Raw genomic sequence first — 26,239 nt, 5'->3', positions numbered from 1 at the left:
AACCGTTCCAAACCTTGACCCTCGCGCGGCCAATCCGCATATAGAAGGTCAACTCGAACGAAAGGCTCCGCCCATGTTCATCCAGACCGAATCGACCCCGAATCCCGCGACGCTCAAGTTCCTGCCGGGCCAGACCGTGCTCGAGGCCGGCACCGCGGATTTCCCCTCGCCCGAGGGCGCGGGCGACAGCCCGCTGGCCAGCCGCCTCTTCGGCGTGGACGGCGTCAAGGGCGTGTTCTTCGGCAATGATTTCGTCACCGTGACCAAGGGCGACGCGGTCGAATGGGACCACATCAAGCCCGCCGTGCTCGGCGCCATCATGGAGCATTTCCAGTCCGGCCAGCCGGTCCTCAAGGACGAGGCCATGCAGCAGGGCTCGGGCCATGCCGAGCATGACGGCGAGGACGCCGAGATCGTCGGCCAGATCAAGGACCTGCTCGACACCCGCGTGCGTCCGGCCGTGGCCCAGGACGGTGGCGACATCACCTTCCACGGCTTTGAGCGCGGCGTCGTCTACCTGCACATGCAGGGCGCCTGCGCCGGCTGCCCCTCCTCGACGCTCACCCTGAAGATGGGCATCGAGAACCTCTTGCGGCACTACATCCCCGAGGTGACCGAGGTGCGCCCCGTTGGGGTCTGACCCGACCCTCCTTGCCTTCGACACATCGGCCGCGCATTGCGCGGCCGCTTTGCTGTCGGGCGGTCAGATCCGGGCCCTGGCCTTCGAGGAGATGGCCCGCGGCCAGGCCGAACGGCTGATGCCGCTTCTCGAAGAGGTGCTGACCGAGGCGAGCCTCGGCTGGGGTGATCTCGACGCGCTGGGGGTCGGCACCGGGCCCGGCAATTTCACCGGCATCCGCATTTCCGTGGCCGCCGCGCGCGGGCTCGCCCTGGCGCGCGGGATCGACGCGATCGGGGTCTCGGGCTTCGACGTCTTGCGCGGGCTGGCCGGGGTGCCCGAGATGGGCGCGCTGGCGGTGCATCTGCCGGGCCCCCGCGACGGGCGCTACTGGCAGGACTACCGCGACGGTCTGCCCGAGGGCGCGCCCCTTTACGAGCGCGAGGGCCGGGAGCCGCCCGCGCCCGCTGCGGCGCTGCTCGGCCCCGAGGCGGAGACCCTCGCCCGCGACTGGGGCGCGGACCACCGCGCCCAGCCCGCCAAACTGACCTGGCCCGAAGCCATCGCCGAGCTTGCCCGGATCGCCGCGCAGCGCGCCGCGACGGGCGCGCCGGGCCCGCGGGCAGCCCCGCTCTACGTCCGCCCCGCCGATGCGGCGCCCTCGCGCGAGGCGGGCCCCGTCATCCTGACATGACGCCCGAGCGGCTGGCGCAGATCATGGCGGCGGCCTACCGCCACCAGGCGCCCTGGCGCGCCGACCAGATCGCGGCCAGCTGCGAGAGCCCCGGCGCGCTTCTGGTGACGCCGCGCGACGCGGCACCCGGCTTCCTCCTGGCCCGCGCGCTGGCCGGCGAGGCCGAGATCCTCGCCCTCGCCGTCGCGCCCGAGGCCCAGCGGCAGGGCCTCGCGGCAAGTCTCCTCAAGGACTTCCACGCCCACGCCGAGGCCCGGGGCTGCACCCGCGCCTTCCTCGAGGTCGCCGCCCCCAACGCCCCGGCGCGCGCCTTCTACGCCCGGGGCGGCTATGCCGAGGCCGGGCTCAGACGCGGCTATTACCACCTGCCCGACGGCACGACGGCGGATGCCGTGGTCATGGCGCGCGACCTCGCGCCGGGCCCTGATATGTGACGTTGCGCGATCCCCCGAAGCGCCACGGAAAAGCGGTTGACGCCCGTTCCCACCTTCGGCCTACTTGCAGCGATCATCTCGATCCAACGGCGCGCGGACCCCGCGGGGCAAAGAAGCGCGCCGCGCCACAACTGGGAGAGCTACATGACCCTGATGAAATCCATTCTCGGCAGCGCCGCCGCGCTGGCCCTGACGGCCGGTGCCGCGCTGGCCGATCCGGCGCTGATCTACGACCTCGGCGGCAAGTTCGACAAGTCGTTCAACGAGGCCGGCTACAACGGCGCCGAACGCTGGGCCGAAGAGACCGGCGGCTCCTATCGGGACATCGAGCTGCAGTCCGAGGCGCAGCGTGAACAGGCGCTGCGGCGCTTCGCCGAGGCCGGCTTCAACCCGATCGTGACCACCGGCTTCTCGATGTCGACGCCGATCTCCAACGTGGCCGGCGACTACCCCGACACCAAGTTCGTGACCATCGACGGCTTCGTCGACCCCGAGGCCTTCCCGAACGTGAAGTCGATCCTCTTCGCCGAGCACCAGGGCTCCTACCTGGTCGGCATGCTGGCGGCCATGGCCTCGGAGTCGGGCACGGTCAGCTTCGTCGGCGGCATGGACATCCCGCTGATCCGCAAGTTCGCCTGCGGCTACGCCCAGGGCGTGAAGGCGGTGAACCCCGACGCCACCGTGATCTCGAACATGACCGGCACGACGCCGGCGGCCTGGAACGACCCGGTGAAGGGCTCCGAGCTGACCCAGGCGCAGATCAGCCAGGGCTCCGACGTGGTCTTCGCCGCGGCCGGCGGCACCGGCCTCGGCGTGCTGCAGACCGCCGCCGACGAGGGCATCCTGTCGATCGGCGTGGACAGCAACCAGAACTACCTGCACCCCGGCGAAGTGCTGACCTCGATGCTCAAGCGCGTCGACGTGGCGGTCTTCGAATCCATGGAAGCCGGCCCCGAGCTCGAGACCGGCGTCGAGGTCCTGACGCTGGCCGAGGACGGCGTGGGCTACGCCATGGACGAGAACAACGCCGAGCTGATCACCGAGGACATGCAGGCCGCGGTCGAAGAGGCCAAGGCGCAGATCATCGCCGGCGATCTCTCGGTGCATGACTACACCTCGGACGACAGCTGCCCGGCGCTCGAATTCTGAGCCCACCGACGCGACCTGTGGGCGGCTGACCGCCGCTTTTTGCCCAGGGGCCGCCCAGCGCGGCCCCTGATCCCTTCCGAAAGACCAGACCGGGGCTTGCCCTAAATGTCCGACACCGCTCCCGCCATCGAGCTGAAAGGCATCTCCAAGGCCTTCGGCCCCGTCCAGGCCAACAAGGATATCTCGATCCGGGTGATGCCGGGCACGATCCACGGCATCATCGGCGAAAACGGCGCCGGGAAATCGACGCTGATGTCGATCCTCTACGGCTTCTACAAGGCCGACCGCGGCGAGATCTTCGTCAAGGGCCAGAAAACCGAGATCCCCGACAGCCAGGCGGCCATCGCCGCGGGCATCGGCATGGTCTTCCAGCACTTTAAGCTGGTGCAGAATTTCACCGTCCTGGAAAACGTCATCCTCGGCGCCGAGGACGGCGGGCTCCTGAAGCCCTCGCTGTCGAAGGCCCGCGGCGTGCTGAAGCGCCTCTCCGAGGAATACGGCCTCTCGGTCGATCCCGACATGCCGGTCGAGTCGCTCTCGGTCGGCCACCAGCAGCGGGTCGAGATCCTGAAGGCGCTCTACCGCCAGGCCGACATCCTGATCCTCGACGAGCCCACCGGCGTGCTGACGCCGGCCGAGGCCGACCACCTTTTCCGCATCCTCGACAACCTGCGCGCCGAGGGGAAGACGATCATCCTGATCACCCACAAGCTGCGCGAGATCATGGAGGTCACCGACACCGTGTCGGTGATGCGCCGCGGCGAGATGACCGCGACCGTGAAGACCGCCGAGACCAACCCCCAGGAGCTGGCCGAGCTGATGGTCGGCCGCAAGGTGCTGCTACGGGTCGACAAAGCCCCGGCCCAGCCCAAGGAGGCGGTCCTTTCGGTCAAGAACCTGCGCCACGTCGACGCCGACGGGGTGGAGCGGCTGCGCGGCATCTCCCTCGATCTGCGCGCGGGCGAGATCCTCGGCATCGCGGGTGTCGCGGGTAACGGTCAGTCGGAGCTTCTCGAGGTGCTCGGCGGCTACCGCGAGGGCGAAGGCGAGGTGCTGCTGAACGGCGCGCCGCTGCCGCTCCGGGGGCCCGGCTCGGACGGGCGCGCGCGGCGGGCGGCGGGCATCGGCCATGTCCCCGAGGACCGCCAGCGCGAAGGGCTGATCATGCCCTATACCGCCTGGGAGAACACCGTCTTCGGCTACCACCACGACCCCGCGATCCAGAACGGCGCCTTGATGAACAACGCCGCGATCCGCGCCGAGGCGGCCGGCAAGATGGAGCGCTTCGACGTCCGCCCGCCGGACCCGAACCTCGCCGCCAAGAGCTTCTCGGGCGGCAACCAGCAGAAGATCGTCCTGGCGCGCGAGATCGAGCGCAACCCCGACGTGCTACTGATCGGCCAGCCGACGCGCGGCGTCGACATCGGCGCGATCGAGTTCATCCACCAGGAAATCGTGCGCCTGCGCGACCTCGGCAAGGCGATCCTGCTGGTCTCGGTCGAGCTCGACGAGATCTTCGCCCTGTCGGACCGCATCGCGGTGATGTTCGACGGCCAGATCATGGGCGAACGCAGCCCCGAGGAGACCGACCAGCGCGAGCTGGGCCTGCTCATGGCGGGCGTGACCGAGGACCCGGGCGGCGACGCCATCGCCGCGGTCGACAAGAGCCTCGACGAAAAGGAACACCGCGCGGCGGGCGAATGAGAGAGACCCCGCAGCCCCTCCGCGCTTCTGAACGATCGGGAACCGAGATGAGCCTACCCTTGCGACAGAGACACCCCGCCCCTTCGGGCGTCCACGCGGGCCCGCGTGCCGCGGCCCCCGCCCAAGCCTTCCCTCTGTCACCCCGCCGCCCCGAGGCCGGAGGTGCCCGTCATGGATAGGATGCCCGCCTGGGCCGACGCGGTCCTCGTCCCGCTCTTCTCGCTCCTCCTGGCCGCGCTTCTCTCGGCGCTGGTGATCCTCGCCATCGGCGAGAACCCGGTCGAGGCCTTCAACCTCATGGTCGAAGGCGCGCTGATGCGCTCGGCGGGCTGGGGCTACACGCTCTATTACGCCACCAACTTTATCTTCACAGGGCTCGCGGTCTCGGTCGCCTTCCACGCCAAGCTCTTCAACATCGGCGGCGAGGGGCAGGCCACGGTCGGCGGGCTCGGCGTGGCGCTGATCTGCCTCTACATCCCCTGGCCGCATTGGTCGCTGGCGCTGGTGGGTGCCGCGCTTGGCGCGGCGGCCTTCGGGGCGCTCTGGGCGCTGATCCCGGCCTATCTGCAGGCCAAGCGCGGCAGCCACATCGTGATCACCACGATCATGTTCAACTTCATCGCCGCGGCGCTGCTGAACTACGTGCTGGTGAACCTCTTGAAGCCCGCGGGCCAGATGGACCCGGCCTCGCCGGTCTTCCCGCCCGCGACGCATCTGCCGACCTTCCAGGACATGTTCGCCACCGAGGCGGTGCCGCTGTTCCGCGGCGCGCCGGGCAATGTGACCTTCTTCGTGGCGATCCTCGCCTGCCTGCTGGTCTGGCTCCTGATCTGGCGCACCCGGCTCGGCTACGAGATCCGCGCGCTCGGCCATTCCGAAAGTGCGGCACGCTACGCCGGCATCTCGCCGGTGAAGATCGTCGTGGTGGCGATGCTGATCTCGGGCGGGCTGGCCGGTCTGATGGCGGTCAATACCGCCATGGGCGAGGCCGAACGCCTGGTGATGAACGCCACCGAGGGCGCGGGCTTCATCGGCATCGCCGTGGCGCTCATGGGCCGCAACCACCCGATCGGGGTGTTCCTGGCGGCGATCCTCTTCGGCTTCCTCTACCAGGGCGGCGCGGAGCTGGCGCTCTGGACCAATATCCCGCGCGAGCTGATCGTGGTCATCCAGGCCCTGGTGATCCTGTTCACCGGGGCGCTCGACAACATGGTGCGGATGCCGCTTGAACGGATCTTCCTCGCCTTCCGGAAGGAGCGCGCCTGATGGATTTCGCAACCCTTCTCCAGGTCCTCGACTCGACCGTCCGCCTGGCCACGCCGCTGCTCTTGGCCTGCCTCGCGGGGCTCTTCTCGGAACGCTCGGGCGTCATCGACATCGGGCTCGAGGGCAAGATGCTGATCGCCGCCTTCTTCTCGGCCGCCATCGCCGCGCTCACCGGCTCGGTCTGGATGGGGCTCCTGGCGGGCATCGTCTCCTCGATGCTGCTCTCGGGGCTGCACGGGCTGGCCTCGATCACCTTCCGGGGCAACCAGCTGATCTCGGGCGTGGCGCTGAACTTCCTGGCCGCGGGCCTGACGGTGCTGATCGCCCAGGACTGGTTCAGCCAGGGCGGGCGCACGCCCTCGCTGATGTCGGGCGGCCGCTGGGAGGCGATCACCCTGCCCTTCGCGGAAAGCCTGCGCGCGGTGCCGGTGCTGGGGCCGATCTACGCCGAGCTGATCTCGGGCCATTCGATCCTGGTCTATGTCGCCTTCCTCTGCGTGCCCGCGACCTACTGGGTGCTGTTCCGCACCCGCTTCGGGCTTCGGCTCCGCGCCGTGGGCGAGGCGCCCGAGGCGGTGGACACCGCCGGGGTCTCGGTCATCGGGCTGCGCTACGCGGCGATCGTGATCTGCGGGCTCCTTTGCGGGCTGGCGGGCTCTTACCTGGCGACCGGCCTGCAGGCGGGCTTCGTGAAGGACATGACGGCGGGCCGGGGCTACATCGCGCTGGCGGCGCTGATCTTCGCCAAGTGGCGGCCCTGGTACGCGCTCATGGCCTGCCTGCTCTTCGGGCTCCTGCAGGCGGTGGCGCTGCGCTACCAGAACATCGACCTCGGCGGGATCACCATCCCGGTGCAGGTCATGGACGCGCTGCCCTACATCCTGACGGTGGTGATCCTGGCGGGCTTCGTCGGCCGGGCGATCCCGCCGCGCGCCGGCGGCCAGCCCTACGTGAAGGAGCGCTAGGCGCCCCTTCGCCCCCTGCCCCGGACCCTTCCGGGCGCGCGCGGCACGACGCCCGCGCGCCCGGCCGCCCAGCCTGCGCGCCAGAGGCCGCGGGCCCCGCACAAAAGCCACCCCGGCCCGCCCCGCGCCCGTTGCCAATCGCCCCGCCGCGGCACATGCTTTGCCCATGCAGCTCTACCTTCCCATCGCCGAGGTCTCGGTCAACCTGATCCTGCTTCTCGGGGTGGGCACGCTGGTGGGCATCCTGTCGGGCATGTTCGGCGTCGGCGGCGGCTTCCTGATCACGCCGCTTCTGTTCTTCATGGGCATCCCGCCCGCCGTGGCGGTGGCGACCGGCGCCAACCAGATTGTCGCCTCCTCGGTCTCGGGGGTCATGGCGCATCTCAAGCGCCGAACGGTGGATCTGAAGATGGGCACGGTGCTGCTGGCCGGCGGGCTGGTCGGCTCGGCGGCGGGCGTGGCGCTCTTCAACTACCTCAAGGAACAGGGCCAGGTCGATCTCCTGGTGCGGCTGGCCTATGTGGTCTTCCTCGGCGTGATCGGCGGGCTGATGTTCGTCGAGAGCCTGCGCGCGCTGCGCCGCTCGAAGTCCGGCGCCCGGCCCAAGCGGCGGAGCCACGTCTGGGTGCACGGGCTGCCCTTCAAGATGCGCTTCCGCGCCTCGGGGCTCTATATCTCGGCCATCCCGCCGCTTCTGGTCGGCGCCGCGGTCGGCGTGCTGGCGGCGATCATGGGGGTCGGCGGCGGCTTCATCATGGTGCCCGCGATGATCTACCTGCTCGGCATGCCGACCAAGGTGGTGATCGGCACCTCGCTCTTCCAGATCATCTTCGTCACCGGCTTCACCACGCTTCTGCACGCGACGACCACCCGCACGGTCGACATCGTGCTGGCGCTGGCGCTGATCCTCGGCGGCGTCGTGGGCGCGCAGATAGGCGCGGTGATCGGCGCGCGGCTGCGGGCGGAACAGCTGCGCATCCTGCTCGCAACGCTGGTCCTCGCGGTCTGCTTCAAGCTGGCGCTCGACCTCTTCCTGACGCCGGACGAGCTGTACGTGATCGCGAGGGCGGGATGATCCGGGCGCTGCTGTCCCTTCTCCTCCTGGCCGTCGCGGCGGCGCCCGGCGCGCGGGCCGAGGAAAGCGTGGTCCTGGGCCTCAGCCGCAACGCGGTCTCGATCTCGACCAATTTCGACGGCTCCGACATCCTGGTCTACGGCGCGGTCAAGCGCGAGGTGCCGATCCCCGGCGACAGCGAGCTGGACGTGGTGATCACCGTAGAAGGCCCCTTCGTGCCGCTGACCGTCTACCGCAAGGAGCGCCGCTTCGGCATCTGGGTGAACACCCAGGCGGTCGAGGTGGACCTCGCGCCCTCGTTCTATGCCATCGCCACCTCGGGGCCGTTCCGCAGCGTGATGAGCCATGTCGAGGACCTGCGGAACCGGGTTTCCATCCCGCGCGCCATCCGCTCGGTCGGCGCGCCGATCGAGGTCGAGGACGCGCAGGTCTTCTCCGAGGCGCTGATCCGCATCCGCAGCAACACCGGCCGCTACCAGCTTCTCGAAGGCGAGGTGGCGGTGCGCGAGGAGACGCTGTTCTCCACCTCCGTGCGCCTGCCCGCCAACCTGACCGAGGGCACCTATCGCACGCGCATCTTCCTGACCCGCGACGGGCGGGTGGTCGGGCAGATCGCCCGCGACATCGAGGTGCGCAAGGTCGGGATCGAACGCTGGCTCTTCAACCTGTCGCAGAACCAGCCCTTTCTCTACGGTCTCCTGGCCCTGGTCCTGGCGCTGGCCGCCGGCTGGGTGGCCTCCACCGTCACACGTCTTCTGAGGTCCTGATGTCCCGCACGCCCCCGCCCCGCCGCGACGCCTTTCCCGCCTTCGTGCCGATGCAGACGCGCTGGAACGACAACGACGAATACGGGCATCTGAACAACGCCACCTACCTCGAGCTATTCGACACGGCGATCACCTACTGGCAGATGGACAACGGCATCGAGGTGCGCGGCCCCGACGCCTGGCGCTTCGTGGTGGTCGAGAACGGCTGCACCTATTTCCGCGAGGTCGGCTTTCCCGACCGGCTCTCGGCGGGGCTGCGGATCACCCGGCTGGGGTCCTCCTCCTACCGGATCGAGGTGGCGCTCTTCCGCGAGGGGGAGGAGGAGGCCGCGAGCCTCGGCTATTTCGTGAACGTGCTGACCGACGCCGAGGCCCGCCCGACGCCGATGCCCGAGGAACTCAAGGCGCGCTTCGCGCCGCTGGTGGTGGACTAGGCGCAGCGGATGCGATGAGAGGCCGCTGTGGTGCAGTGGGCGCTCCTGGGGGGGCCTAAGGCGCAATTGGGGCTGGTAGGCAGCGACAGGGCGCCGCAGGGCGCATCTGCGGTGGCCTAGCGCTCCGGATGTGAGCTCGCCCGGACACCGCGCCAGGCCCCGCCTCACCCCTTCTCGTGGAAATGCCCGTAGATGCGCTCCGCCAGCGCCTCGCTGACGCCTTCCACGGCTTTCAGGTCCGCGAGGTTCGCCCGGCTCACCGCCTTGGCCGAGCCGAAGTGGCTCAGGAGCGCGCGTTTGCGCGAGGCGCCCACCCCCTGGATCTCGTCCAGCGGATTGCTGCCCATGGACTTAGCCCGCTTGGCCCGATGCGTGCCGATGGCAAACCGGTGCGCCTCGTCGCGCAGCCGCTGCACGAAATACAACACCGGGTCGTTGTGGCGGAGCGCAAAGGGCCGCTGGCCGGTGCGGTAGAACTCTTCCTTGCCGTGGTCGCGGTCGACGCCCTTGGCGACCCCGACCATGGGGATGTCCTCCACCCCCTGTTCGGCCATGATCTCATGCACCGCCGAGACCTGCCCCGCGCCCCCGTCGATCAGCAGAAGGTCCGGCCACATGCCCTTGTCCCGGTCCGGGTCCTCTTTCTGGAGCCGCTTGAAGCGCCGGGTCAGCACCTCTTTCATCATCCCGAAGTCGTCGCCCGGGGTCAGCTCCTCGCCGCGGATGTTGAACTTGCGATACTGGCTTTTCAGGAAGCCCTCGGGGCCCGCGACGATCATCGCGCCGACGGCATTGGTGCCCTGGATGTGCGAGTTGTCGTAGACCTCGATGCGCTCGGGCGGCCCGTCGAGGCCGAAGGCCTCGGCCAGCCCGCGCAATAGCTTGGTCTGGGTCGCGGTCTCGGACATCTTGCGCGCCAGGCTCTCGCGGGCGTTGCGCACCGCGCCCTCGACCAGCTCGGCCTTCTCGCCCCGCTGCGGCACCGAGATCTCGACCTTGCGGCCGAGCTTCTCGGTCAAGAGCTCCTGCATCAGGTCCGGGCTTTCGATGGCATGGGACAGAAGGATGCGCCGCGGCGGCTCCTTGGTGTCGTAGAACTGGCCGACGAAGGCCTCGAGCACCTCGGCGGCATCCACGTCCTCGCCGACGCGGGGATAGAAGTCGCGGTTGCCCCAGTTCTGGTTGGCGCGGATGAAGAAGACCTGCACGCAGGCCTGGCCGTGCTCCATGTGGAGCGCGATGATGTCGGCCTCGGCGACGCCCTTGGGGTTGATGCCCTGCACCGATTGCACCTGGGTCAGCGCCCGGATGCGGTCGCGCAGGGCGGCGGCGCGTTCGAACTCCATGGCCTCCGAGGCCTCCTGCATGGCGGCGGCCAGGGTCTCCTGGATCTTGGTGTCGCGCCCCGACAGGAAGCGTTCGGCGTCGCGCACGCTTTCGGCGTAATCCGCCTCGGAGATGCGGCCCACGCAGGGCGCGGAGCAGCGCTTGATCTGGTGCAGCAGGCAGGGCCGCGTGCGGCTCTCGAAGATTGAATCCGAGCAGTTGCGCAGCAGGAAGACCTTCTGCAGCTGGTTCAGCGTCCGGTTCACCGCGCCCGCCGAGGCGAAGGGCCCGTAGTAGGAACCCTTCTGCCGCTTTGCGCCCCGGTGCTTGCGGATCATCGGGTAGGCGTGATCGCCGGTCACCAGGATGTTCGGGAAGGACTTGTCGTCCCGCAGCAGCACGTTGAACTTCGGCTTGAGCTGCTTGATCAGGTTCTGCTCGAGCAGCAGCGCCTCGGTTTCGGTCCTGGTGGTCAGGAACATCATCGAGGCGGTTTCCGAGATCATCCGCGCGATGCGCCGCGAATGCCCCGAGGGCCGGGCATAGTTCGAGACCCGCGCCTTGAGGTTGCGGGCCTTGCCGACGTAAAGCACGCGGCTCTGCTCATCCAGCATCCGGTAGACGCCGGGAGAGCTGTCCAGCGTCTTCAGATAGCCCTGGATGACCTCGTGGCCGGTGGCGGGGATGTCGTTCTGGCGGTCGCTCACGTCTCTTCCGTGCCGATTCTCTGTGCCATTGCTGTGATTCTCGATTCGCCCTGTCCAAGGCAATGTAACAGCTCTGTTTCAAGCCAAATTGCATCCACGATTCCTGTGGACAAACCTTGGGAGAAATCTTGGGTTGGTCGAATTTTCCCTTTGTTTATGACGGTTTCGTTACTTCGCCTAATTTTTAGGCAGCCCCAGAACCCATTGATTTAAAACGGGATTTTTATGATGTGTGCCATGGCATCCCGGAATGCCCCGCGTTGTTCACGCAACGCCGCGAATGCAGCCGCCGGTGAACAACTGTGCGCAGAGTCACTCGGTCCCGGCCACGTCGGGGGTCTGCCAGGCCAGGTGCTGGCCCCCGTCGACGCAGAGCAATTGCCCCGTGATACCGGGCGAATCATAGAAGTATGCCAGCGCACCCGTGATGTCTTCGGGGTTGGCGCCGCGTTCCAGGATGGTCGCCCGGCGCTGCCGGTCGAAGTGCTCTGCGGACTGGCGTCCGCCCTGCAGCGTCGGCCCCGGCCCGATGGCATTGACCCGCACCTGCGGCGCCAGCGCCATGGCGGCGGTCTGGGTGAAGGCCCAGAGCCCCATCTTGGCGATCGTGTAGGACATGAACTCCGGCGTCAGCTTGCGCACCCGCTGGTCGAGCATGTTCACCACCAGCCCCTGCGCCACGGGCTCTCCGGCGGCATCCGCCGTCACCCCCGGCACCTGGCCCGCGAAGGCCTGGGTCAGCACGAAGGGCGCGCGCAGGTTGCTCTCGATATGGCGGTCCCAGCTCGTCCGGTCGGCGGTCGTGATGTCGTCATGCTCGAAGATCGAGGCGTTGTTGATCAGGACCGTGAGCGGCCCGCCCAGCGCCTCGGTGGCGCGCGGCACCAGGGTTTCGACCTCAGCTTCGTTCAGAAGATCGGCCTGGAGCGCCACGGCGCGGCCGCCCTGCCCGCGGATCTCCTCGCAGAGGCTCTCTGCCGCCGCGCTGGAGCTGTTGTAATGCACGCCGATCTCGAGGCCGCGGCCGGCCAGGTAAAGCGCCATGGCGCGGCCCAGCCGCTTGCCGGCGCCGGTCACGAGGGCGCGGGGCTGAAGGGACATGGTCATCCTCCTTGCTGATGTCTCAGAAGAGCACGAACCCCACATAGGCCAGATAGCCCGCGGTCAATGCCAGGCCCCAGCTCCGGGTGATGTTGCGCCCCATGAAGACGAAGGGCGCGAGCAGCAGCGAGGCCCCGAGCATGACCCAGAGGTCGAAGCGCAGGAACTCGGCGTCGACCTCCATGGGGGCGATCAGGCTCGCCACGCCGATGATGGCCAGGAGGTTGAACATGTTCGAGCCGATGACATTGCCGAGCGCCACATCCGCCTGCCGCCGCAGCGCCGCCGAGACCGTGGTCGCGAGCTCCGGCAGCGAGGTGCCGAGCGCCACCAGCGTCAGCCCGATCACCGTGTCCGAGACTCCGAACCGCTGGGCGATCTCGCGGGCGCTGTCGACCAGCAAGTCGGCGCCCAGCGGCAGCCCCGCGAGGCCGAGCGCGAGGTAGAGGATGACCTTCCACCAGCGCATGTCCGGGTCGGCCTCCTCCAGCGCCTCGTCGGCTGCCGCAGCGGGCGCCTCGGCGCTGGCCAGGGCGCCGTTGCGCCGATGCTTCAAGCTGTCGCGGAAGTTGTCGGCCAGGATCACCGCCAGCACCGCCAGCAGCATGGCGCCCGAGACCCAGTCGAAGACCCCGCGCATCGCCAGGAGGATGAACAGCCCCGAGGCTCCGAGCATGATCACGTAGCTCTTGCGGGTGTCACATTCGGCGGTGTGCATCACCGCCAGGATCGCCGGCACGCCCAGCACCAGGAGCACGTTGGCGGTGTTCGAGCCCACCACGTTGCCGAGCGCGATGCCCGGCGCCCCGTCCAGCGCGGCGTTGATCGAGATCAGCAGCTCCGGCGCCGAGGTGCCGAAGGCCACGATCGTGAGCGAGACGATCAGCGCCGGCACGCCCAGCCGCAGCGCCAGGTTGACCGCGCCCTTGACCAGCGCGTCGCCGGCCAGGAGCAGGATCGCCAGACCCAGGAGTGCGGTGAGATAGACCATGGTTCAGCCCGTTCCCTTGCGGCAGGGACAGGGCCCCTTGCCGATCCGGTAGCGGCCGCAGCGGCGGCACTTGCGGTTTTCCAGAGTGCGGCGCCCCGGCATCCGGAGCTTGCCGAACATCGCCATCACGCCCATGGCGATCAGGAAGAGGAAGACGATCTTGACGATCACGTCAGAGGCCGAAGCGCGCGTAGGAGGCGCGTTCCTCGATCTCGGCCAGGGCCTGGCCGGTGAACTGCGCCCCGAGCCGTCCGATCAAGCCCTTCTTCTGGCCGTAGCGGCGGAAGCGCACTTCCTTGCCGTAGCGCGCCTTCATCACCGCCTCGAGGTGGCCGATGCCATCGGCCAGCCCGACGTCGACGGCGCTCTGGCCGAGCCAGATCTCGCCGGTGAAAAGCTCCGGCTCCTCGGCCAGCTTGGCGCCGCGGCGGGCCTTCACATGGGCGATGAAATTGCCGTGCAGCTCTTCGAGGATGCGATTCAGCCGGGCCACGTCCTCCTCGCTCTCGGGCCGGAAGGGGTCGAGCATGGACTTCGACTTGCCGGCGGTATGCACGCGCCGCTCGATGCCCTGGCGCTGCAGGAAGACATGCGCCCCGAAGCCCGCCGAGATCACCCCGATCGAGCCCAGGATCGAGCTGTCGTCGGCGTAGATCTCGTCGGCGGCGCTGGCGATCCAGTAGCCGCCGGATGCAGCGACGTCCTCGACGAAGGCGAAGACCGGGATCTCCTTCTCCTCGGCGAGCCGCCGGATGCGCGCGCCGATCAGCGCCGATTGCACCGGCGAGCCGCCGGGCGAGTTGATCTCCAGCGCGACCGCCTTGGGCTTGCCGCGGCTGAAGGCCTTGCCGAGCATGTCCGAGAGGGCGCGCTCCGACAGGCTCGACCGGCCCATGCCGATGGTGCCCTGCAGCCGCACGATGGAGACCGTGGGCGTCTTGCGGAAAAGCTGACGCAGTGACTTCATGGCTCAGGACTTAGAGGGCCGGGCATGGACAAACAAGGGGCGCCCCCCGCGCATCGCGCCGCAGCCCCCGGACGCCGCCCCTGCCGCCGCCACGTCACCCCGGCACGCCCCCGCGCTGCCAGGCCCAGATCCTCGGCAGAAACACCAGCCCACCCCCTCACAATCTCCAGCACACCCGTATCAAAACCGCCCACCCCCAGCCCCTTCATCTTGGCCCAAATACCTCGGGGGTGAATGCGGGCCCCAAAGGCCCGCAGAGGGGGCAGAGCCCCCTACGGGTCCGGGACGCCAAAGGCGGCCCGGACCCCACTGACATGCCGCAAAGCCCGCCTCGCACAGCAAAAAGCCCCGCCGGCGGACCGGCGGGGCTCACAACTCTCGGGACAGAAAACCCTCAGCGCGTCTGGCGCGCCTTGATCGGCTTCCAGATCCGCTTGTTGGTCAGGTACAGCAGCACCGACAGGATGGTCAGGAAGACCACGCCGACGAAGCCAGCCTGCTTGCGCGCCATCATCTTCGGCTCGGCGGTCCACATCAGGAAGGCGGCTACGTCCTTGGCCTCCTGCTCGAGCGTGGGCGCCACGTCGGGGTTGGCGTAGGCCACGTCATCGCCGTAGAGCGGCGGCGCCATGGAGATCCAGCCGCCCGGGAAGGCGGTGTTCTCGTAGAGCACCGTGCCCGCCTGTTCCTTCTGCTCGCCGGTGTAGCCGGTCAGCAGCGAGGCGATGTATTCCGCGCCGCCCATGCCCTTGACCAGCTGGTTGATGCCGGTGCCGTAGGGGCCGTGGAAGCCGGCGCGGGCCTTGGCCATGAGCGACAGGTCCGGCGCGCCGACGGCCTCGTTGACCGGGAAGTTGTCGGTCGGCTTGGCGTCGCGGTAGTCGTCGATCTCCTCGTCGTAGACCTGGAAGTTCTGCGCCGCATAGGCGCGCACCTGGGCGTCCGAATAGCCCGGTCCCGACTCGTCGCTGAGCGAGCGGATCGGCACGTATTGCAGCCCGTGGCAGCCCGAGCAGACCTGGGTGTAAACCTGCAGGCCGCGCTGCAGCTGCGCTTGGTCATAGGTGCCGAAGGGCCCCTCGAAGGAGAAGTCGTAGTCGATGACCTTGCCGTCCCCTCCGGCGGCGAATGCGCCGGAGGCGGTGAAGGTCAGAGCCGCGAGGGCCGTGATGGCGAATTTCTTGATCATCACTTGTTCCGATCCTTTCTCATTCCGCCGGAGCGACGTTGCCGTCGGAGCTGCCGGCGCCGGCCTTCGCCTTGTGGGCGTCGAAGTCGGCCTCGATGGTGTCGGGACGCGGCAGCGGTTTCTCGATCACGCCGAGCAGCGGCAGGATCACCAGGAAGTAGGCGAACCAATAGGCCGAGGCGATCAGCGAGAGCGAGGAGTAGGGCTCCTCGGCGGGCATGGCCCCGAGCCACATCAGCGCGAAGAAGTCGACCACCAGGAGCGCGAACCACCACTTGAACTGCGGGCGGTAGCGGCCCGAGCGGACGCTCGAGGTGTCGAGCCATGGCGCCAGCGCCATGACCGCGATGGCCCCGAACATCGCCAGCACGCCGAAGAACTTCGCGTCGATGATGCCGCCGGTCACGAAGGAGGCGATCTGGACCACCCAGACCTCCGAGGTGAAGGCGCGCAGGATCGCGTAGAAGGGCAGGAAGTACCATTCCGGCACGATGTGCGCGGGCGTCGCCAGCGGGTTGGCCTCGATGTAATTGTCGGGGTGACCGAGGTAGTTCGGCATGAAGCCGACGATGGCGAAGAAGACCGCCATGATCAGCGCCAGCGCGAAGAGGTCCTTGATCACGTAGTAGGGCCAGAACGGCACGGTGTCCTTCTCGGCCTCGGCCTTGGAGCCGCGGCGGACTTCGACGCCGGTCGGGTTGTTGTTGCCCGTGGTGTGGAAGGCCCAGATGTGCACGATCACCAGGCCCGCGATCAGGAAGGGCATGAGGTAGTGCAGCGAGAAGAAGCGCGTCAGCGTGTAGTTGCCCACCGCCGGCCCGCCGAGGAGCCAGGTCTGGATGGTCTCGCCGATGAAGGGGATCGCGCCGAAGAGGCCGGTGATCACCGTGGCGCCCCAGAAGGACATCTGGCCCCAGGGCAGCACGTAGCCCATGAAGGCGGTGCCCATCATCAACAGGTAGATCAGGATGCCGATGATCCAGGTCACCTCGCGCGGGGTCTTGTAGGAGCCGTAGTAGAGGCCCCGGAAGATATGCGCGTAGACCGCCACGAAGAACAGCGAGGCGCCGTTCTGGTGCAGGTAGCGCAGGGCCCAGCCGCCGTTGACGTTGCGCATGATGTGCTCGACCGAGGCGAAGGCCAGGTCGGCGTCCGGCGTGTAGTGCATGACCAGCGTGATGCCGGTGATGATCTGCAGCGCCAGGCAGAAGGTCAGGACGATGCCCCAGATCCACATCCAGTTGAGGTTCTTGGGCGTCGGGATCATCAGCGTGTCATAAAGCAGGCCGACGATCGGGAGGCGTTTGTGAAGCCACTTCTCGCCTCGGGATTTCGGTTCGTAATGGTCGTGCGGGATACCAGCCATCTTTCTCTCCCTTAACCCAGGACGATCGTCGTTTCGTCGGCGAACTCGGCGACCGGCACCGGCAGGTTGGTCGGCGCGGGGCCGCGACGGATGCGGCCGGAGGTGTCGTAATGCGAGCCGTGGCAGGGGCAGAACCAGCCGTTGAAGTCGCCCGCGCCGTCACCCAAGGGCACGCAGCCCAGGTGCGTGCAGACGCCCATCATCACGAGCCACTTGCCCTCTTCGTCGAGCGAGCGGTTCTCGTCGGTGGCGGGCTGCTCGCCGCGCAGGTTCTCGTTGCGGGCGACCTGGTCGACCAGCTCGGAGACCTCGACCGACCGCGCCGCCTCGATTTCCTCGGCGGTGCGGTTGCGGATGAAGACCGGCTTGCCCAGCCATTGCACGGTCAGCTGCGAGCCTTCCGAGACACCGCCCACGTCGACGCGGATCGAGGCCAGCGCGCGGACATCGGCCGAGGGATTCATCTGGTTCACCAGCGGCCAGACCGCGGCGCCGGCGGCCACGGTCCCCGCGCCCGCGGTGGCGTAATAAAGGAAATCTCTACGGGTGCCTGTGTGTTCTTCTGCGTGCGACACGAGGGTCTCTCCGTTCCTGCGCCGGCATGCCGGCAAATCTCGGATGCGCCGCGGGGTGGCCCGCAGCGGTCTGGAGGGCTAATTAGCGGTAGAAAAATCGAGCGTCCAGAACACAAACCCGGGAGATTCAAAAAAGCGCCGTTGTGTCGCGGTTGTCGCAGCCCTAACGGCCCCCTAACTCCGGCTGGTTGCACAGTCTCCTCCGACCAAGGCGCAGATCCCGATGAAGACACAAATTTTCCCCGCTGCGGTATGTGCCGCGGCCCTCGCCGCGACCGCCGGCTCCGCCCAGGCGGAAACCGAGGTCTCGATCTATTCCGGCATCCAGGGTGCTGCAGGCTCCACGCTGAAGGGCGACTACCCGTCAGGCGGCAGCTATGACCGCGACGTCGCCTGGGACGGCCGCAGCGGCGAGATGCCGCCCTATTACGGCATCCGCGGCACCTGGTGGCAGTCCGAGCGCCTGGGCTTCGGCGCCGAGTTCACCCACTCCAAGGTCTATCTCGACGGCTCCGACAAGTCGGCGCTCGGCTTCGACGGCTTCCAGCTCAGCGACGGGCTGAACGTGCTGACCGCCAATGCCATGGTGCGCTTTCCCGACCAGGCGCCGGGCGTGACGCCCTATTTCGGCGGCGGCATCGGCGTGACGCTGCCGCATGTCGACGCCGAGGTCGGCAGCTCGGACACCTTCGGCTACCAGTTCGGCGGCCCCGCCGTCCGGCTGACCGCGGGTGCGAGCTACGATGTCACCGAGACGGTGGCGCTTTTCGGCGAATACCAGTTCACCGCCTCCTGGAACGATCTCGACCTCGACAACGGCGGATCGGCCAAGACCCAGATCAACACCAACGCGGTGAACCTCGGGGTGGCGCTGAAGTTCTGAGCGGCGCGGCACGGCCCTTGGAGGAGGCGGCCGTGATGCGCTGAAAATACGAAGGGCCGCGCGGCAACGCGCGGCCCTTGTCATGTCTCGGGGAGCAATCCCCGCGTGCTCACCCGCGCGGCGCGCGGCGGCGCAGCGTCACCAGTTTCGCCAGGACCACCGCCACATAGGCCACGCAGACCGCCACCAGGCTGATCCAGGCGTAAAGCGCGAGAAGCGCGCCGACGACCACGAAGCCCACCAGGAAGACCTTCACGTTCCGGCGCGGCACCTTGGTGGTCTTGAAGGACCAGGTCGGCACCGGGCTCACCATCAGGAAGCCGATCCCCATGACGTAAAGCGCCAGCACCGGGTCGGGCAGCACCGGGCCGAGCCCGAAGGCGAAGGCCACGAACATCGGCAGCATCGCCAGCATCGCGCCCGCGGGCGAGGGCACGCCGATGAAATAGGCGTCCTCGCCGCCCTTGCCGCCGACCTCCTCCTTGCGCGCCACGTTGAAGCGCGCGAGCCGCAGGACGCAGCAGATCGCGTAGACAAGCACCGCCAGCCAGCCGAAGCCCGGCAGGTCCTCGAGCGCCCAGAGATAGAGCAGGAAGCCCGGCGCCACCCCGAAGTTCAGGAAATCGGCGAGGCTGTCGAGCTCGGCGCCCATCGGGCTGTCCGAGCCCAGCGCCCGGGCGATGCGCCCGTCGAGCCCGTCGAGCACCGCGGCCAGCAGGATCATCTGCACCGCCAGCTCCCAGCGCCCGTCGAGCCCGTAGCGCAAGGACGAGAGCCCCAGGCCGATCGCCGCCAGCGTCAGCATGTTGGGAATCAGCTGCACCAGCGTCAGCTTGTCCGAGCGGGGGCCCTCGCCGTCCTTCATGTGGTGCCGTCCGCGATCCGGGCGATCACCGTCTCGCCGGCGATCATGGTCTGGCCGAGGGCCACATCGGGTTCGGTGCCCTCGGGCAGGTAGATGTCGAGCCGCGAGCCGAAGCGGATCAGGCCGAAGCGCTCGCCCCGGCGCAGCGGCGCGCCTTCCTCGGTGAAGCAGAGGATGCGCCGCGCCACGAGCCCCGCGATCTGGGTCACGCCGAGGACCCGGCCGTCGGCCATCTCGATCATCAGGGAGTTGCGCTCGTTGTCCTCGGAGGCCTTGTCGAGCGAGGCATTGAGAAACTTGCCGGGCTTGTAGGCCACCCGCGTCACCCGCCCCGCGACGGGGGCACGGTTGATGTGGCAGTTGAAGACCGACATGAAGACCGAGACCCGCATCAGCGGCGCGTCCGAGAGGCCGAGCTCCGGCGGCGGCACCGCGCGTTCGATCAGCGAAACGGTGCCATCGGCGGGCGAGACCACGAGGCCGGGGCGCTCGGGCGTGACGCGCTCGGGGTCGCGGAAGAAGTAGTAGCACCAGACCGTCAGCCCGGCGCCGATCCAGCCCAGCGGCGTCCAGATCGCGTAGAGCACCAGCGCCAGGGCCGCGAAGGCCGCCACGAAGCGCCGGCCCTCGGGGTGCATGGGTTTCAGGAAGGTATCGCGCATCCGCATCGGACGGCCTTTCGGATCATGTCAGTGACCCGGTTCGGTAGCGCCGCCCGCGCGGCGATGCAAGCCCGGCGGGAGGAGGCGGGGCGCTGGTGGGGGGGGGGTGTGGTGCCGCTGGTTGGCTGGGGTGGCGTAGTGCCCTGGGCCGATACCCAACGGTCTGCGTCAGCGGGAACCGCGGCCGGAGGTTGCGGCCCCGCACTCGGCCCCGGCCAGCCCCCCGCGCTCAGCCCTCGGGCGCGGTCGCCTGCATCGAGGGCCGCGCCGCGAAGTCCTCGAACCAGGCCGCCAGCGCCGACCGCCCGGCGCGCCAGTTCCGCGCGTCCTGGCGCAGGTCGAGATAGCCCAGCGCGCAGCCCACCGCGATCTGGCCCGCGTCGAGCGGCCCCGCGAGGTGGCTCATCCAGCGCCCCTCCAGCGCATCGAGCGCACGGGTCACCTTGAGCCACTGCGCCTCGACCCAGTCGGTCGAATATTGCGCCTCGGTCCGGTGCCGGCCCTCGTAGGTCATCAGAAGCGTCGCATCGAGCATCCCGTCGCCGGTGGCCTCGAGGGTCAGCACCTCCCAGATCCGCGCCTCGGGATAGAGCCCCGCGCCCGCCTTGGCGTCGAGGTAGCGGCAGATCACCCGGCTGTCATAGAGCGTCGCCCCGTCCTCGCGCACCAGCGCCGGGATCTTGCCGAGCGGCGCCAGCGCCACGAGGTCGGGATCGGGATCCATCGGCGAGACCGGGCCCTCCACGGTCTCGACCGCATCGGCCATGCCGGTCTCCTCGAGCACCACCCGCACCTTGCGGACATACGGCGAGGGGCTGAGCTTGTAGAGCTTCATCATGGCGGCCTTCCCGGTCAGTTGTCAGTCGCGCCGAGCCTAGCGGCGGGACCGGGGGCTGCAAGGGGGGATCGGGGGGGGGGATGGGGGGGCGAGGGGTGGGTTCGTAGGTGGTGGGTGACTCGAGGTTGGAGAAGGTCGCGGACTTGAGTGGCGATAGGTGAGGGATGACCTGTGCTGGAGGCGCTGAGGTCTGCAGCAATCCGCAACAGCGCAGACGGCGGGCATGGCACGCGGTGTGCTGAGACGGGGCAAGAGGAGGGTCAGCCCGACCCAACCCATCGACGAGCCGCCCCCCGCCAACCGCACCACTAGCGTCCCCAGTCCAGCCCCGCCCATTCACCGCAACACGCCGCCCCGCCCAAAACCCCGCTCAATAGAGGGCGCGCGCCGGACCGGGGGCCGGCGCTGCTGCCCTCCGAGCTGCACACTTAATCCCCGCAAGTTCAGGGCTAGCGATGATCTAAGCGCGCCGCCCCAAGGAGCGCCGGCCCATCGGGCCGGTCCGGCGCGCGCCCGGCACCTTCGGTGCTATTCGGGCGCAAGAGGGCGCAAGCCCCCCGCTACCCCTTCGCCTTCGGATGCGCGGCGGCGTAGACCTTCATCAGGTGCACTTCGTCGACCGAGGTATAGGCCTGGGTCGTCGAGAGCGAGGCATGGCCCAGCAGCTCCTGGATCGCCCGCAGGTCTCCCCCGGCGGCCAGGAGATGCGTCGCGAAGCTGTGGCGCATGGCATGCGGCGTGGCGGAGGCGGGCAGGCCGAGCTGCATCCGGGCGGCCTCGGTCACCTGCTGGACGACGCGCGGGCTGAGCGGCCCGCCGCGGGCGCCGCGGAAGACGGCCTCGCCGGCGCCGATCTCGTAAGGACAGAGCTCCACGTAGCGCGCGACGGCACTCCGGGCGACGGGCAGGACGGGCACCACCCGCTCCTTGCCGCCCTTGCCGGTGATCCGCAGCCCCTCGCCCAGAGGCACATCGCGGCCCGTGAGCCCCAGCGCCTCGGAGATCCGCAGCCCCGAGCCGTAGAGCAGCGTCACCACCGCCACGTCGCGCGCGCCGATCCAGTCGGCCCGGCCCTGCTCGCCGACCTGCGCAAGCATCGCCCGCGCCGCCGGCGCATCGAGCGGACGCGGCAGCTTCTTCTGGAACTTCGGCGCCCGCGCGGAGAGCACCGCCGTCGGCTCGAAGCCCTCGCGCTCGGCAAGCCAGCGGTAGAAGGACTTCACCGCCGAGAGCTTGCGCGCCATGGAGCGCGCCCCGGCCCCGCCCTCGCGCAGATGCGCCATCCAGGCGCGCATCTCGCTGACCGTCACCTCGGAGAGCGCGCCCAGCCCCTGCGGGCCGCCGCGATGCGCGGTCATGAAGGCGATGAAATCCACCACGTCGGCGCGATAGGCGGTCTGGGTATGCGCCGCCTGGCCCTTGAGGGCCCGGGCGGTCTCGAGCCAGGTCTGAAGCGCCTCGCGCGCCTGCGCCGAAAGCGCGAGGCTCACTGCAACCAGCGCCGCATCGACCTCTCGAAGACCCCGGCGAAGAAGGCCAGGAGGTCGGTGCCGTGCTGCGGGGTGAACTGATGCGGGTCCTCGGCGCCCATGATCAACAGGCCCGGCAGGCGGCCCTCGCCGAAGTCGAGTTTCAGGCAGGCCTCGGAGCGGATCCAGTCGGAAAGCTCGCCGTAAAGATCCGGGGCCCCGGCCTCGAGCTGGCGCAGGGTGACCTGGCGGATCGGCGCGCCGCGGCCCTCGCCGATATAGGCGTCGATGAAGCCCGGCCGCGCCACGGTCAACACGCCGCCGAGCCGCGCGATGGCCGGGTCGTCGTCCACCGGCTCGGGGCTTTCCAGCACCAGCTTCATGCAGTCGACGCGCAGGATGTCCGCCACCTCGCCGCCGAGATCGCGCAGGAAGGGCTCGAAATCGGTGGGATCCAGAAGCCGCAGGATCGCCCGGTGGATCTGGTTGGTGCCGGCGAGGTTCTCATAGGCCGCGGCGATGACCGACCGATGGGTCTCCTCGAGCCGGTCGAGGCGCGCCTCGAGCCGCTCCATGGCGATGCCGCGCAGGTCGACGATGTTCGACCCCATGGCGCGCTCGTTGGCGGAGACCAGCGCGCGCATCAAATCCTGGTCTTCCAGAAGGAGGTCGGGACGCTCCAGCAGGGTGCTGCGGAGCGTCGGGTCGATCTTGGCCTGGCTCGTCATATCGCCTCTGTGATGTTGCGGTTCCTTGTGGCCGGAACCTGGGCAATCTTTTCCTCCGAAGGGGTCATTTCTGTCAACGCGGGATCGCCCGCTTGGGGCAGCTTTCGGCGGGGCGGGACTTTGAGGTCACGCCCCCCGGGGACCGAGGTAGGCGCTGAGGCTCTGAGGCGGATCTGCAAAAAGCGCGCCGGTCTCGCGGGGCGGGAAGGCCTGGCCCTCGGCCACCAGGATCGTCGCCTCGGCGAAGCGGCGGGCGTCCTCGGGGGCATGGCTCACCAGGAGCGTCAGCGCCGCGAGCCGGGCCGCGACCGCGCCCACCCGGTCGAGCATCTCGGCCTTGAGCGCGGGGCCCAGCGCCGCGAAGGGCTCGTCGAGAAGCAGGATCGGCCGGGCCTGCAGGAGCACCCGCGCCAGCGCCGCGCGCCCCGCCTGCCCGCCCGAGAGCTCTCCGGGCCGGCGGGTGCCGAAGCCCGCGAGGCCAACCTCGCGCAGCGCCTCGGCGACGCGGTCGCGCGCCTCGGGCGAGAGCCGCCCGCCGCCCGGCGCCAGGGCCAGCCCGAGGTTCCGCTCGAGGCTGAGATGCGGAAAGAGGTTCTGATCCTGAAAGAGCGTCGCCACCGGCCGCCGCGCCGGCGGGGCCTCGGTGATGTCGCCCCCCTGCCAGAGGATGCGGCCCGCCTGGGGCGCCCGGAACCCCGCGATCAGGTCGAGCAGCGTGGACTTCCCCGCGCCCGAGGGCCCTATGACCGCGACCCGCGCACCGGGCTCGAGCCTCAGCGAGGCCCGCAGGCGGTAGTCGCCTTCGCGGTAGTCGAGATCCCGCAGCTCAAGCATGGACGCGCCCTCCTCGGTCGAAGAGCCAGAAGATGGCGAGGCTCGCGCCCAGCAGCAAGAGCGCGGCACCTTGGGCGGCCTGCATCTGGTAGCTGCCCATGAGCCGGTAGACATGCAGGGGCAGCGTCGCCCGCTCGGGGTCGGCGAAAAGCGCGATCACCCCGAGATCGCCCATGGAGAGCGCCGCGCTGAGGCCCGCGGCGAAGCCCAGGGGCCGGCGCAGGCGCGGCAGGAAGACCCAGCGCAGCCAGGCCCAGGGCGTCAGCCCGAGCGCGGCTGAAAGCCGGCCAAAGTCGGCGCGGATCGCCTCGGCCTCGGGGCGCAGGATGCGCAGCGCGAAGGGCAGGCTCACCAGCGCGTTGATCAGCGCGGTGACCGGCAGCGCCAGCGTGAAGGGGTTCACGACAGGCCGCAGCAGCAGGAAAAGCCCGGTGCCCAGGACCAGGGGCGAGATGGCGATGCCCAGAAGGCCCAGCGCCTCGCCGCGCCGGGTCGCGAGCGGCAGCGCCCAGGCGAGACACAGCGCGGTCGAGGCCAGCGCGACGCTCAGCGAATGGCCGGCGGCGACCCAGGTCTCGGGGCCCAAGAGCGCCAGCCCCGGCAGCCCGCGCAGCGCCACCAGCGACAGCGGCGTCAGCAGGAACAGCGCCACCACACCGATCGCCAGCGCGTCGAGCGCGCGCTGCCCCCGGCCCTGCCCGTCCCAGCGTGGCACCACCCGGTCGAGCCCCGCGCCGAAGCCCGTCCCGCCCGAGAGCTTCAGCGCCACGAGCCCGGCGGCCGTCGCCAGCGCCAGCTGCAGCAGCGACAGCGCCGCCGCCCGGCCCAGGTCGAAATCGAAGCGCATGGCCTGGTAGATCGCCAGCTCCACGGTCGTGGCGCGCGGCCCGCCGCCGAGCGTCAGCGCCACCGCGAAGGAGGACAGGCAGATCACGAAGATCACCGCGAAGGCGCCGGGCAGGATGCGCGCCAGCATCGGCGCCTCGATGGTGCGGAAGACCGCCCAGGGCGTCAGCCCCAGCGCCGCGGCCAGCCGCAGACGCTCGGCCGGGACCGCGAGCCAGCCCTGCAGCAGGAGCCTGGTGGCCAGCGGCAGGTTGAAGAAGACATGCGCCAGCACCACCCCGTGCAGCCCGTAGATCGTCACCTCCGGCAGGCCCAGGGCGGCGAGCCCGCGGTTGACCAGGCCGTTGGCCCCGAAGGTCGCGATCAGCCCCAGGACCGCCACGATCACCGGCAGGATGAAGGGCGCGCCCAGAAGCGCCACCAGGAGCCCGCGCCCGGCAAAGCGCCGCCGCGCCAGCGCGCGGGCCACCGGCACCGCCGCCAGGACCGAGAACAGCCCCGACAGGAACGCCTGCAAAAGGGTGAAGCGCAGCGCCTGGCCGTCGCCGGGCGCGAAGCCGGAAAAGCCCCCCGCCCGCAGGGTCACCGCGCCGATGGGCACCAGCGTGAGCGCCAGCACCAGCGCGGCGGCGATCAGCGCGAGAGACCGGCGCGCCATGCCTCGACCGCGTCATCCTTGAGCGCGGCGGCCTCGTCCTCGGAGTAGAACAGCACCGTCTCGGGCAGCTCCAGCGCCTGGAAGCCCTCGGGCCACCCCTCGCGCTCGAGCGCGGCGGGGATCGACCAGTTGCCGGTGGCGATCATCTCCTGGAAGTCCTCGGAAAGGGTGAACTCCAGGAAGTCCCGCGCCAGCTCGGGCTCCTCGGTGACCGAGGTGACGGCCGAGAGCTCGACCATGAAGTAATGGCCCTCGGGGAAGATCGCCGCGGCGACGCTGTCGTCCTCTTCGGCGATCATGTGGTAGGCGGGCGAGGTGGTGTAGGAGAGCACCATGTCGGCCTCTCCGTCGGTGAAGAGCCCGTAGCTTTCCGACCAGCCCTTGGTCACCGTCAGCACGCTGTCTGAGAGCCGCGCCCAGGCCTCTTCGGCCTCATCGCCGTAGACCGACTGCACCCAGAGCGCCATGGCCAGCCCCGAGATCGAGGAGCGCGGGTCCTGGATCACCAGCGACAGATCCTCATCGGCGTCGAGCAGCGCCTCGAAGCTCTCGGGCGGGCTCTCGAGCCGGTCGCGGTCGTAGACGAAGGCGGTGTGGCTGTAGTTGAAGGGCAGGAAGGTGTCGTCCTGCCAGTCGATCGGCAGGGTCAGCGCCGAGAGGTCCTGCCCATGCGGCGCGAAAAGCCCCGAGGCCCGCGCCCGCTGGGTCACATCGGTGTTGAGCCCGAAGACCACATCGGCATCGGTGGCCTCGCCTTCGAGCAGGAGCCGGGGCAGAAGCTCGCCGGGCTTGAACTGCAGGTCGCAGTTGCAGCGGGTCTCGAACATCTCCTCGATGGCGGGTCCGGGGCCCCATTCGGAGACCACGTAGTCGCCCGCGTAGACGGTGAGCACCTTCTCCTGGGCGAGCGCCGCGCCCGCGGAAAGGGTGACCGCTGCAAAAGTCGTGAGGGCTTTCATCTTGCCGTCCTTCCATTTGCGGCGGATGGGCAAGATCGGGGGCCTTGGGCCCGGCAAACCTTCCCTCCGCCGGTGTTAACCGGGTCAGGTTCAACGGGTTCGCGCGTGGCGCATCTCAGCCCTACCGGGCACCCCGAGGTATCCCTTGAGGTAACGCCCGGCCCCCGG

At 69.3% G+C, this 26,239-nt stretch carries 27 protein-coding genes and 1 riboswitch; of the genes, 11 read left to right on the top strand and 16 right to left on the bottom strand.

What is annotated here, in order from left to right; genetic code table 11:
* Positions 1 to 73: 73 nt before the first annotated feature.
* The 10 genes from ACX938_RS08845 (at position 74) to ACX938_RS08800 (ending at position 9,107) form a co-directional block, all read left to right on the top strand.
* Positions 74 to 640, top strand: coding sequence for a NifU family protein (locus tag ACX938_RS08845; RefSeq protein ID WP_232753944.1), 567 nt, complete (start codon positions 74 to 76; stop codon positions 638 to 640).
* The gene (gene tsaB, locus ACX938_RS08840) at positions 630 to 1,313 is read left to right on the top strand and encodes a tRNA (adenosine(37)-N6)-threonylcarbamoyltransferase complex dimerization subunit type 1 TsaB (protein ID WP_459430777.1); all 684 of its coding nucleotides are present in this window, start codon (positions 630 to 632) and stop codon (positions 1,311 to 1,313) included. The genes ACX938_RS08845 and tsaB overlap by 11 nt, the downstream gene beginning before the upstream one ends.
* Positions 1,310 to 1,747: a ribosomal protein S18-alanine N-acetyltransferase gene (gene rimI / locus ACX938_RS08835; protein ID WP_459430776.1), complete on the top strand. Its 438-nt coding sequence runs from the start codon at positions 1,310 to 1,312 to the stop codon at positions 1,745 to 1,747. The genes tsaB and rimI overlap by 4 nt, the downstream gene beginning before the upstream one ends.
* Before the next feature lie 144 nt (positions 1,748 to 1,891).
* The gene (locus ACX938_RS08830) at positions 1,892 to 2,896 is read left to right on the top strand and encodes a BMP family lipoprotein (RefSeq protein WP_459430775.1); all 1,005 of its coding nucleotides are present in this window, start codon (positions 1,892 to 1,894) and stop codon (positions 2,894 to 2,896) included.
* Positions 2,897 to 3,001: 105 nt separating this feature from the next.
* A complete protein-coding gene (locus ACX938_RS08825; protein WP_232753948.1) occupies positions 3,002 to 4,600 on the top strand; it encodes an ABC transporter ATP-binding protein in 1,599 nt (532 codons plus the stop codon).
* A 171-nt stretch (positions 4,601 to 4,771) separates the two neighbouring features.
* Positions 4,772 to 5,866, top strand: a complete 1,095-nt coding sequence (locus ACX938_RS08820) for an ABC transporter permease (RefSeq protein ID WP_232753949.1) — start codon at positions 4,772 to 4,774, stop codon at positions 5,864 to 5,866.
* Positions 5,866 to 6,831, top strand: coding sequence for an ABC transporter permease (locus ACX938_RS08815; RefSeq protein ID WP_232753950.1), 966 nt, complete (start codon positions 5,866 to 5,868; stop codon positions 6,829 to 6,831). Before ACX938_RS08820 ends, ACX938_RS08815 begins: the two co-directional genes overlap by 1 nt.
* Positions 6,832 to 6,997: 166 nt before the next feature.
* Positions 6,998 to 7,906, top strand: a complete 909-nt coding sequence (locus ACX938_RS08810) for a sulfite exporter TauE/SafE family protein (protein ID WP_232753951.1) — start codon at positions 6,998 to 7,000, stop codon at positions 7,904 to 7,906.
* Positions 7,903 to 8,673, top strand: a complete 771-nt coding sequence (locus tag ACX938_RS08805; protein ID WP_459430774.1) for a TIGR02186 family protein — start codon at positions 7,903 to 7,905, stop codon at positions 8,671 to 8,673. Before ACX938_RS08810 ends, ACX938_RS08805 begins: the two co-directional genes overlap by 4 nt.
* Positions 8,673 to 9,107: an acyl-CoA thioesterase gene (locus ACX938_RS08800; RefSeq protein ID WP_459430773.1), complete on the top strand. Its 435-nt coding sequence runs from the start codon at positions 8,673 to 8,675 to the stop codon at positions 9,105 to 9,107. Before ACX938_RS08805 ends, ACX938_RS08800 begins: the two co-directional genes overlap by 1 nt.
* Before the next feature lie 164 nt (positions 9,108 to 9,271).
* Here ACX938_RS08800 and uvrC read toward each other — a convergent pair whose 3' ends face one another.
* The 8 genes from uvrC to petA all read right to left on the bottom strand — a co-directional run bounded on the left by uvrC (position 9,272) and on the right by petA (position 17,329).
* Positions 9,272 to 11,140 (bottom strand): excinuclease ABC subunit UvrC, encoded by a 1,869-nt coding sequence (uvrC, locus tag ACX938_RS08795; RefSeq protein ID WP_232753954.1) that lies wholly within the window; start codon positions 11,138 to 11,140, stop codon positions 9,272 to 9,274.
* 312 nt (positions 11,141 to 11,452) lie between these two features.
* Positions 11,453 to 12,241 carry an SDR family oxidoreductase gene (locus ACX938_RS08790; protein WP_459430772.1) on the bottom strand — a complete coding sequence of 263 codons (789 nt, stop codon included), beginning with the start codon at positions 12,239 to 12,241 and terminating at the stop codon, positions 11,453 to 11,455.
* Positions 12,242 to 12,263: 22 nt separating this feature from the next.
* Entirely contained in the window at positions 12,264 to 13,232 is a 969-nt protein-coding gene (locus tag ACX938_RS08785; RefSeq protein ID WP_459430771.1) for a calcium/sodium antiporter, read from the bottom strand.
* A gap of 3 nt (positions 13,233 to 13,235) precedes the next feature.
* Positions 13,236 to 13,403 (bottom strand): hypothetical protein, encoded by a 168-nt coding sequence (locus tag ACX938_RS08780; RefSeq protein ID WP_232753957.1) that lies wholly within the window; start codon positions 13,401 to 13,403, stop codon positions 13,236 to 13,238.
* Position 13,404: 1 nt separating this feature from the next.
* Positions 13,405 to 14,199, bottom strand: coding sequence for a S49 family peptidase (locus ACX938_RS08775; RefSeq protein WP_459430770.1), 795 nt, complete (start codon positions 14,197 to 14,199; stop codon positions 13,405 to 13,407).
* Positions 14,200 to 14,593: 394 nt separating this feature from the next.
* Entirely contained in the window at positions 14,594 to 15,388 is a 795-nt protein-coding gene (locus tag ACX938_RS08770) for a cytochrome c1 (RefSeq protein ID WP_232753959.1), read from the bottom strand.
* Positions 15,389 to 15,407: 19 nt separating this feature from the next.
* Entirely contained in the window at positions 15,408 to 16,754 is a 1,347-nt protein-coding gene (locus ACX938_RS08765) for a cytochrome b (RefSeq protein WP_232753960.1), read from the bottom strand.
* Positions 16,755 to 16,765: 11 nt separating this feature from the next.
* Entirely contained in the window at positions 16,766 to 17,329 is a 564-nt protein-coding gene (gene petA, locus ACX938_RS08760; protein ID WP_232753961.1) for a ubiquinol-cytochrome c reductase iron-sulfur subunit, read from the bottom strand.
* A gap of 223 nt (positions 17,330 to 17,552) precedes the next feature.
* Between petA and ACX938_RS08755 the strand changes: the two genes are divergently transcribed.
* Positions 17,553 to 18,212 (top strand): outer membrane protein, encoded by a 660-nt coding sequence (locus tag ACX938_RS08755; protein ID WP_459430769.1) that lies wholly within the window; start codon positions 17,553 to 17,555, stop codon positions 18,210 to 18,212.
* A gap of 109 nt (positions 18,213 to 18,321) precedes the next feature.
* Here the strand turns inward: ACX938_RS08755 and pssA are convergent, their stop codons facing one another.
* The 8 genes from pssA to ACX938_RS08715 form a co-directional block, all read right to left on the bottom strand.
* On the bottom strand, positions 18,322 to 19,077 hold the full coding sequence (gene pssA, locus ACX938_RS08750; RefSeq protein ID WP_232753963.1) for a CDP-diacylglycerol--serine O-phosphatidyltransferase: 756 nt from the start codon (positions 19,075 to 19,077) through the stop codon (positions 18,322 to 18,324).
* On the bottom strand, positions 19,074 to 19,745 hold the full coding sequence (locus ACX938_RS08745; protein ID WP_459430768.1) for a phosphatidylserine decarboxylase: 672 nt from the start codon (positions 19,743 to 19,745) through the stop codon (positions 19,074 to 19,076). The genes pssA and ACX938_RS08745 overlap by 4 nt, the downstream gene beginning before the upstream one ends.
* 223 nt (positions 19,746 to 19,968) lie before the next feature.
* On the bottom strand, positions 19,969 to 20,574 hold the full coding sequence (locus tag ACX938_RS08740; RefSeq protein ID WP_459430786.1) for a glutathione S-transferase: 606 nt from the start codon (positions 20,572 to 20,574) through the stop codon (positions 19,969 to 19,971).
* 563 nt (positions 20,575 to 21,137) lie between these two features.
* On the bottom strand, positions 21,138 to 22,067 hold the full coding sequence (locus ACX938_RS08735) for a tyrosine recombinase XerC (RefSeq protein WP_459430767.1): 930 nt from the start codon (positions 22,065 to 22,067) through the stop codon (positions 21,138 to 21,140).
* Positions 22,064 to 22,774 carry a DUF484 family protein gene (locus tag ACX938_RS08730; RefSeq protein WP_232753966.1) on the bottom strand — a complete coding sequence of 237 codons (711 nt, stop codon included), beginning with the start codon at positions 22,772 to 22,774 and terminating at the stop codon, positions 22,064 to 22,066. Before ACX938_RS08730 ends, ACX938_RS08735 begins: the two co-directional genes overlap by 4 nt.
* A gap of 126 nt (positions 22,775 to 22,900) precedes the next feature.
* Positions 22,901 to 23,608, bottom strand: a complete 708-nt coding sequence (locus ACX938_RS08725; protein WP_459430766.1) for a thiamine ABC transporter ATP-binding protein — start codon at positions 23,606 to 23,608, stop codon at positions 22,901 to 22,903.
* Entirely contained in the window at positions 23,601 to 25,112 is a 1,512-nt protein-coding gene (locus ACX938_RS08720) for an ABC transporter permease family protein (protein ID WP_459430765.1), read from the bottom strand. The genes ACX938_RS08725 and ACX938_RS08720 overlap by 8 nt, the downstream gene beginning before the upstream one ends.
* On the bottom strand, positions 25,088 to 26,071 hold the full coding sequence (locus tag ACX938_RS08715; protein WP_459430764.1) for a thiamine ABC transporter substrate-binding protein: 984 nt from the start codon (positions 26,069 to 26,071) through the stop codon (positions 25,088 to 25,090). The genes ACX938_RS08720 and ACX938_RS08715 overlap by 25 nt, the downstream gene beginning before the upstream one ends.
* 44 nt (positions 26,072 to 26,115) lie before the next feature.
* Positions 26,116 to 26,217: riboswitch (TPP riboswitch) on the bottom strand.
* Positions 26,218 to 26,239: the final 22 nt, after the last annotated feature.

The sequence above is a fragment of the Roseivivax sp. genome (assembly GCF_054552075.1).
Note: the sequence above shows the minus strand (reverse complement) of the source record. Positions and strands in the feature narration are given on the sequence as shown.